This window comes from Mycobacterium sp. (assembly GCF_050701675.1).
Taxonomy (GTDB): Bacteria; Actinomycetota; Actinomycetes; order Mycobacteriales; family Mycobacteriaceae; genus Mycobacterium.
In genome coordinates this window covers 1-5,748 of record NZ_JBOGDD010001029.1, presented here as the reverse complement: position 1 = coordinate 5,748, position 5,748 = coordinate 1, and the positions used below count along the sequence as shown (strand labels likewise).

Annotated in this window: 6 protein-coding genes and 1 pseudogene; 5 read left to right on the top strand and 2 right to left on the bottom strand. The window is 66.3% G+C overall.

What is annotated here, in order from left to right; genetic code table 11:
* The 4 genes and pseudogenes from ACRDUX_RS31570 to trpC form a co-directional block, all read left to right on the top strand.
* Positions 1 to 338 (top strand): annotated as a pseudogene (locus ACRDUX_RS31570) (hypothetical protein); the annotation flags it as partial.
* A complete protein-coding gene (locus tag ACRDUX_RS31565; RefSeq protein ID WP_526419904.1) occupies positions 335 to 1,285 on the top strand; it encodes a phosphotransferase in 951 nt (316 codons plus the stop codon). The pseudogene ACRDUX_RS31570 and the gene ACRDUX_RS31565, both read left to right, overlap by 4 nt.
* Positions 1,282 to 2,256, top strand: coding sequence for a phosphotransferase (locus ACRDUX_RS31560; protein WP_526419902.1), 975 nt, complete (start codon positions 1,282 to 1,284; stop codon positions 2,254 to 2,256). Before ACRDUX_RS31565 ends, ACRDUX_RS31560 begins: the two co-directional genes overlap by 4 nt.
* A gap of 186 nt (positions 2,257 to 2,442) precedes the next feature.
* Positions 2,443 to 3,243: an indole-3-glycerol phosphate synthase TrpC gene (trpC, locus tag ACRDUX_RS31555; protein ID WP_526419900.1), complete on the top strand. Its 801-nt coding sequence runs from the start codon at positions 2,443 to 2,445 to the stop codon at positions 3,241 to 3,243.
* A 19-nt stretch (positions 3,244 to 3,262) separates the two neighbouring features.
* On the opposite strand, the gene ACRDUX_RS31550 is transcribed toward trpC, so the two are convergent.
* Together ACRDUX_RS31550 and ACRDUX_RS31545 are read right to left on the bottom strand one after the other, a co-directional pair.
* Positions 3,263 to 4,117 carry a ribonuclease Z gene (locus tag ACRDUX_RS31550; RefSeq protein WP_526419898.1) on the bottom strand — a complete coding sequence of 285 codons (855 nt, stop codon included), beginning with the start codon at positions 4,115 to 4,117 and terminating at the stop codon, positions 3,263 to 3,265.
* Between the two features lie 48 nt (positions 4,118 to 4,165).
* Positions 4,166 to 5,173: an aldo/keto reductase gene (locus ACRDUX_RS31545; protein ID WP_526419896.1), complete on the bottom strand. Its 1,008-nt coding sequence runs from the start codon at positions 5,171 to 5,173 to the stop codon at positions 4,166 to 4,168.
* Positions 5,174 to 5,317: 144 nt separating this feature from the next.
* On the opposite strand from ACRDUX_RS31545, the gene ACRDUX_RS31540 reads away from it, so the two are divergent.
* A complete protein-coding gene (locus tag ACRDUX_RS31540; protein ID WP_526419894.1) occupies positions 5,318 to 5,746 on the top strand; it encodes a CBS domain-containing protein in 429 nt (142 codons plus the stop codon).
* Positions 5,747 to 5,748: the final 2 nt, after the last annotated feature.

The window sequence follows — 5,748 nt, the reverse complement described above, 5'->3', positions numbered from 1 at the left end:
CGGCCGAGCGGATGCGAGAGGCCTGCTCCGGATATGACTTCGTGATCTCACCGGTCCTGCCGATGGTCGGTTTGCCCGCGGAACAGTGCGGACTGGACGAGTCACAGCCCTTGGGGCACTGCGGTTTCACCGCCTGGTTCAACCAGACCGCGCAGCCCGCGTCGGCCTTGTGTTTCGGCATGGCGTCCGGCATGCCGGTCGGCATCCAGGTGATCGGGGCTAGATTCGCCGACCGCAGCGTGCTGCGATTGACCAAATGGCTGGAACTCGCGCGACCATTCGCCATCAGGTGGCCCGCACCGGATGTGGCCGTACCTTCGGGAGGCAACAGAACGTGACGACTTCGGCCCCGCCGGCGATAGCCGCGCCTCTGCACGCGATGGGTCTGTTCACCGACGGGGTAATCACCGCCGAGGCCACCCCAACGATGGCCAGCCCGAGTTGGTGGGGCGCGGACTCGGAGTGCTTCGACGTCCGCAGCGTCGACGAGTCGCAGCCGTTGCAGGCCGTCTTCGTCAAGTCGATGATCGGACACGCCCATCGTTACGTCGACGTCGGTCAGGCATTCGCGGCCGCTGACGAGGCGGGTCGGTGCGGTGTGGGACCCGAGGTGCACGCGGCGGATGCCGCGACCGGGGTGCTGGTGTTGGCGAGCTTCCTCGACTGCGCATCGACGGCCACCCTGAACGTCTTCGACGACGATGACCGGCTGGAGCAGCTGGTCGAACTGCGAAGGCGGGTGCAGGGATTCAGTTCGATCACCAGGGAGGCCAGCGTATTCGACGACATCCGGGCCCTGTCCGCGTTGGTCGAGGCGAGCGCCGTATCGCTGCCGAAGGACTTCGAGTGGATGGTGCGCCAGCTCGACATGGCCGAGAAGCGGATCGTTGCCACCGGTTTCGACCGGGTGCCCTGTCATGGCGACGGCAACGTGTCCAACGTGCTGCTGGTCGACGGGGGCGGCATGCTCTTGGTCGATTGGGACGTCGCGGCGCGGATGGATCCGTTGCAGGACGTCGGCGTGGTCTTGGCGGAGGTTCGACCGTTCGACTCGGATGCCAGGGTGGCCTTCGAGATGGCGTGGGGCAGTTACGATCAGTCGCTTTTCGATCGGGCCCGCGTGTATGGCTTCGCCGACCTAGTGAGGTGGGGACTGATCGGCGCCTACGCCGACGCGGCCCGACCGGGCACGCTCGAGTACTCGAAGTTCTCCGATTGGCAGTTCCTGCGGGCTCGCGCCGGACTGGGGGATGGGCACTTCCACGACCGACTGAGGAACCTATGACGACGGCCGAGACGACGTCGGACACCGCTGGAGACCGGATGGTCGGCACGGCCCGCACCGATGCCGAACGCCGCGTCGAGGAAGTGCTGCAGGCGATCCCGCCGTGGCAGGGCGCGCGGATGGAGTACGCCCCCGTGTTGGGTGGGCTGCAGAACAGCAACTGGCGCATCACCGTCGCGGGAGCCGACAAACGGTACTTTCTGAAGATTCCAGGTGACGGCAGCGACGCCTTCATCGACCGCGACGTGGCCAACGAGGCGACCCGACGTGCGGGGGAACGCGGGATCGGGCCTGAGTTGGTGCACTTCGATCCCGACACCGGCGTCGAGGTGATCGAGTTCCTCGAAGGTTACCGGGCCTGCACGAACGGGGATTTCAAGGACCCAGGCATTCCGCATCAGATCATCGACCTCTATCGGGTGTTGCACGACGGTGCACTTCTCAGCGCGACCAAGACGGTGTTCGACATGATCGAGGAGCACCTGGACGGCGTCGAGGAGCACGCGGTCGGATTGCCCGCCGACGCCGAACTGATCCTTGGCGAGTATCGGGTGGCGAAGTCGGCGCTGCTGGCATCTGGCCTGGACCTGGTGGCCTGCCACAACGATCCGATGCCTGGCAACTTCCTGATCGCCGATGGCAGGCCGATGAAGATGGTCGACTACGAATTCGCCTCGAACAACGAACGCGCCTACGAACTCGCGCTGCTGACCACGGAGATGTTCTACGGAGAAGAGCAGATCCTCGAACTAGTGGAGGCCTTGTACGGCAGGGCGGACTTCGCGCTGCTGTCCCGGGTCCAGGTGTGCAGCGCCCTGGCGGACACCAAGTGGGGACTATGGGCGTGCGTGAATCAGAAGCTCAGCTCTGCTTGGGATTTCGACTACCACAAGTACGGATGTTGGAAGCTGATGCGTGCTCGAATGAAGATGTCCGACCCGCGATGGCCGTTCTGGCTCAAGGCGCTGTAGTCGCCGCCCGCTTGGCCTTGGCCAACGACCGCACGCGTCGTGTGGTGATCGACGCCGCCCATCACGTTTGACGCGAGCCACAGTTCAATGCCGCGGGATGCGGTCGCAAGGTTTTCTGCGGTCCATGCGTTCATATCTCAGGGGTGTCAGGGAAACGACGCCGATAGCATGGAAGGGTAGGAGACGATGAGCGTTCTCGACGGGATTCTCGCAGGAGTATTGGAAGATCTGGAGCAGCGCAAGGCTCAATTGCCGCTGCAGGAACTCCGAGCCAGGGTTGCCGACGTGCCGCCAGCGCTCGACCCGTTACCGGCCTTCCGTGAGCCGGGTGTCTCGATCATCGCGGAGGTCAAGCGCAAGAGCCCGAGTAAGGGCGAACTGGCCGACATCCCCGATCCGGCAGCACTGGCCTCCCAGTACGCGATGGGCGGAGCCTCCGCGATCAGCGTGCTGACCGAGCGCCGGCGCTTCGGGGGATCCCTTGCCGACCTCGATGCCGTCCGCGAAAGGGTCGAGGTCCCAATCCTGCGCAAGGACTTCATCGTCGATCCCTACCAGCTGTGGGAAGCGCGCGCCCACGGTGCTGATCTGGCGCTGTTGATGGTCGTATCGCTGGACGACGTCCAACTGGGCAACCTGATGGGACTGTGTGACGAGCTGGGACTGACCCCGCTCGTCGAGGTGCACACGGCCGAAGAGGTCGGGCGTGCCGTCGACGCCGGAGCCAAGCTCTTGGGGATCAATGCACGGGATCTCACGACCTTGAACGTGGACCGTACGGTGTTCGCCGAGCTCGCACCGCTCCTCCCCGAGGGGATCGTATGCGTCGCCGAGTCGGGGGTGGCGGGTCCGCGGGACGTCGCCGAATACCACGGCTGGGGCGCCGACGTGGTCCTCGTCGGTGAGGCGCTGGTCCGGTCGGGAGCCCCCCGCAACGCCGTGCGCGAATTCATCGCGGTGGCGAACGCCCATTCGGACCGTCCCTGAGCAGGAGGGGATCCGCAGATCACGCGCCGCCAGGGGTGGTCGCTACCGGATGGACTTCGACGCTGTGCAGGTCGTCGCCGAGTTCTATCCGGCCGTCGAAGGCGGTGGCCGCGAGGGCGCGCCAGTCCTCCTCCTGGCCTGGTGCCAGCGGCGGTACGTAGTGGGTGAGTATCAGCGTGCCGACGCCGGCGCGGGCTGCAGTCCCCGCTGCCTCCTGCACCGAGGAGTGATAGTCGAGGATGTCCCTGATCCGTTGCGGCGGTAGCTGCTGCACCAGATCCTTCCGAATGACGGTGTGTACCAACGCGTCTGCTCCTGCAGCCAATGCGTCCAGACTGTCGCACGGAACCGAGTCGCCGGCCAGCACCACAGTGGCGCCGTCGTATTCGATCCGGAACCCGATCGTCGGTTCGACGGGGCGGTGGTCGGTCGGCGCCGCAAGGACGGTGACGCCGCCTTGATCCCACACGATGCCGTCCCGGAATTCGTGAACCTCGATGGCCGGCGGTTCGGTGATGTCGGCGTGGTGAGCGATGCGGTACCCGATGTCGGGACCCAGTGCGGCCAGCGTCGCGGCCACGACTGCTGCCGCCCCCGGCGGGCCGATCACCGGTAGGGGAGTACGGGTGAAGGTGGTGACCCACCGCGTGGTGATGACGTCGGACAGGTCGGTGATGTGATCACTGTGCAGATGCGTCAGCAGGAGGGCCGTGATGTTGGCCGCCCCGACGCCGATCGCGGCAGCCCGCATCAGTACGCCGCGACCGCAGTCGACGAGAAACGTCTGATCGCCGGCCCGAACCAAGGTCGAGGGTCCCGCCCGATTCGGGTCGACCATGGGACTGCCGGTGCCCAACAGGATGGTCTCGATCATGGCCCCAGGTATACAGGCACGCCCGCGGCGAGCGGGGACGTTCGTCGGCTATTCGCGACCAGCCGACACCCATGCCAAGTCGGCGAACCGATGTCCCGACACCGCGGTGGCCGCGGAATCGAGCCTCGCGAGTTGGTCGTCGTCGAGCGCCACGTCCAGCGAGCCGAGATTCTCCTCGACGCGCGCGGCACGGCGGGTGCCCGGGATCGGCGCGGCTGCCGCCCCGAACTCGTCGGCGCGATAACGCAGCCAGGCCAGGGCGACCTGCGCTGCAGTTGCCTCCCGCTCGTCGGCCACGGCGCGGATCACGTCGACCACCGCGAGATTGGTCTCGAGCGCCTCGTCGGAGAAGCGCGGCAGGTTGCGCCGGAAGTCCGACGACTCCTTCAGATCGGCGCTGGATCGCAGGGTGCCGGTGAGGAATCCTCTGCCCAACGGCGAGTACGGGACGAAGCCGACGCCGAGTTCGGCGGCCGTGGGCACGACGTTGGCTTCGACGTCCCGGCTCCAAATCGACCACTCACTCTGGACGGCGGCGATGGGGTGGACCGCGACGGCGGCGCGCAGTTCGTCGGCGGTCACTTCGGAGAGGCCGAGGTGGCGAACCTTGCCCGCGGTGACCAGCTCGGCCATCGCGCCGACGGTCTCTTCGATCGGCACTCGCAGATCGCGTCGGTGCACGTAGTACAGGTCCACCACGTCGGTCTTCAGACGGTCCAGGCTCTCGTCGATGCTCTGCCGCACGTACGCGGCGTCGCCGCGAGCTTCCGGTTTGCCCGCCGCACGGTCTGCGGGGTTTCCGACGATGCCGAACTTGGTGGCGAGTGTCACCTCGTCGCGCCGGTCGGCGAGCAGTCCGGCGATGAGCCGCTCGTTGGCCCCGCCGCCGTACACGTTGGCGGTGTCGATGAACGTCACGCCCAGATCGACGCTGCGATGCAGTGTCGCGAGCGATTCGGTGTCGTCGACCTCGCCGTACACCGGCGTCAGCGCCATGGCGCCGAAACCGACCGCGCTGACGGTCAGATCATCGCCGAGCGTCACGGTTTCGGTCATGTGCATCCCCTTTGGTCCAGACGTGGTGCCAGTCCTCTGACGGCCCTTGCAACCGACGTCGTCGGTGATGTGTTCCGGGTGGGGCTTTCCCCTTGGCGCGTTCCGACCTAGCCTTGTGTGACCCACGTCACCAAGGAGGCGCCAGTGCGTATCGCAGACGTGTTGAAGAACAAGGGTGCCGGTGTGTTGACCATTGCGCCGGACACGCTGGTCAGCGACCTGCTGCATGGTCTCGTCACCCGCAATGTGGGGGCGATGGTGGTGGTCGGTCCCGAGGGGTTGATCGGCATCGTGTCGGAGCGCGACGTCGTGCGGATGCTGCACGAACACGGAGCGGCCGCTCTCGGTCGATCCGTGGCGGACATCATGACGAGCCAGGTGATCACGTGCTCGCCGGAGGACTCCGTCGACAGCCTCAGTGGTCTCATGACCACCAACCGGGTGCGCCACGTACCGGTGATGGAGAACGGCCAGCTGGCCGGGATCGTGAGCATCGGCGACGTCGTGAAGACCCGGATGGAGGCGCTGCAGGCCGAGCGCGAACAGTTGGAGGCCTACATCACCCAGGGATGAGA

Coding starts and splice junctions, on each gene's coding strand:
- ACRDUX_RS31550 (WP_526419898.1), bottom strand. CDS start 4,117: ATGATCGAGACCATCCTGTTGGGCACCGGCAGTCCCATGGTCGACCCG.
- trpC (WP_526419900.1), top strand. CDS start 2,443: ATGAGCGTTCTCGACGGGATTCTCGCAGGAGTATTGGAAGATCTGGAG.
- ACRDUX_RS31560 (WP_526419902.1), top strand. CDS start 1,282: ATGACGACGGCCGAGACGACGTCGGACACCGCTGGAGACCGGATGGTC.
- ACRDUX_RS31545 (WP_526419896.1), bottom strand. CDS start 5,173: ATGACCGAAACCGTGACGCTCGGCGATGATCTGACCGTCAGCGCGGTC.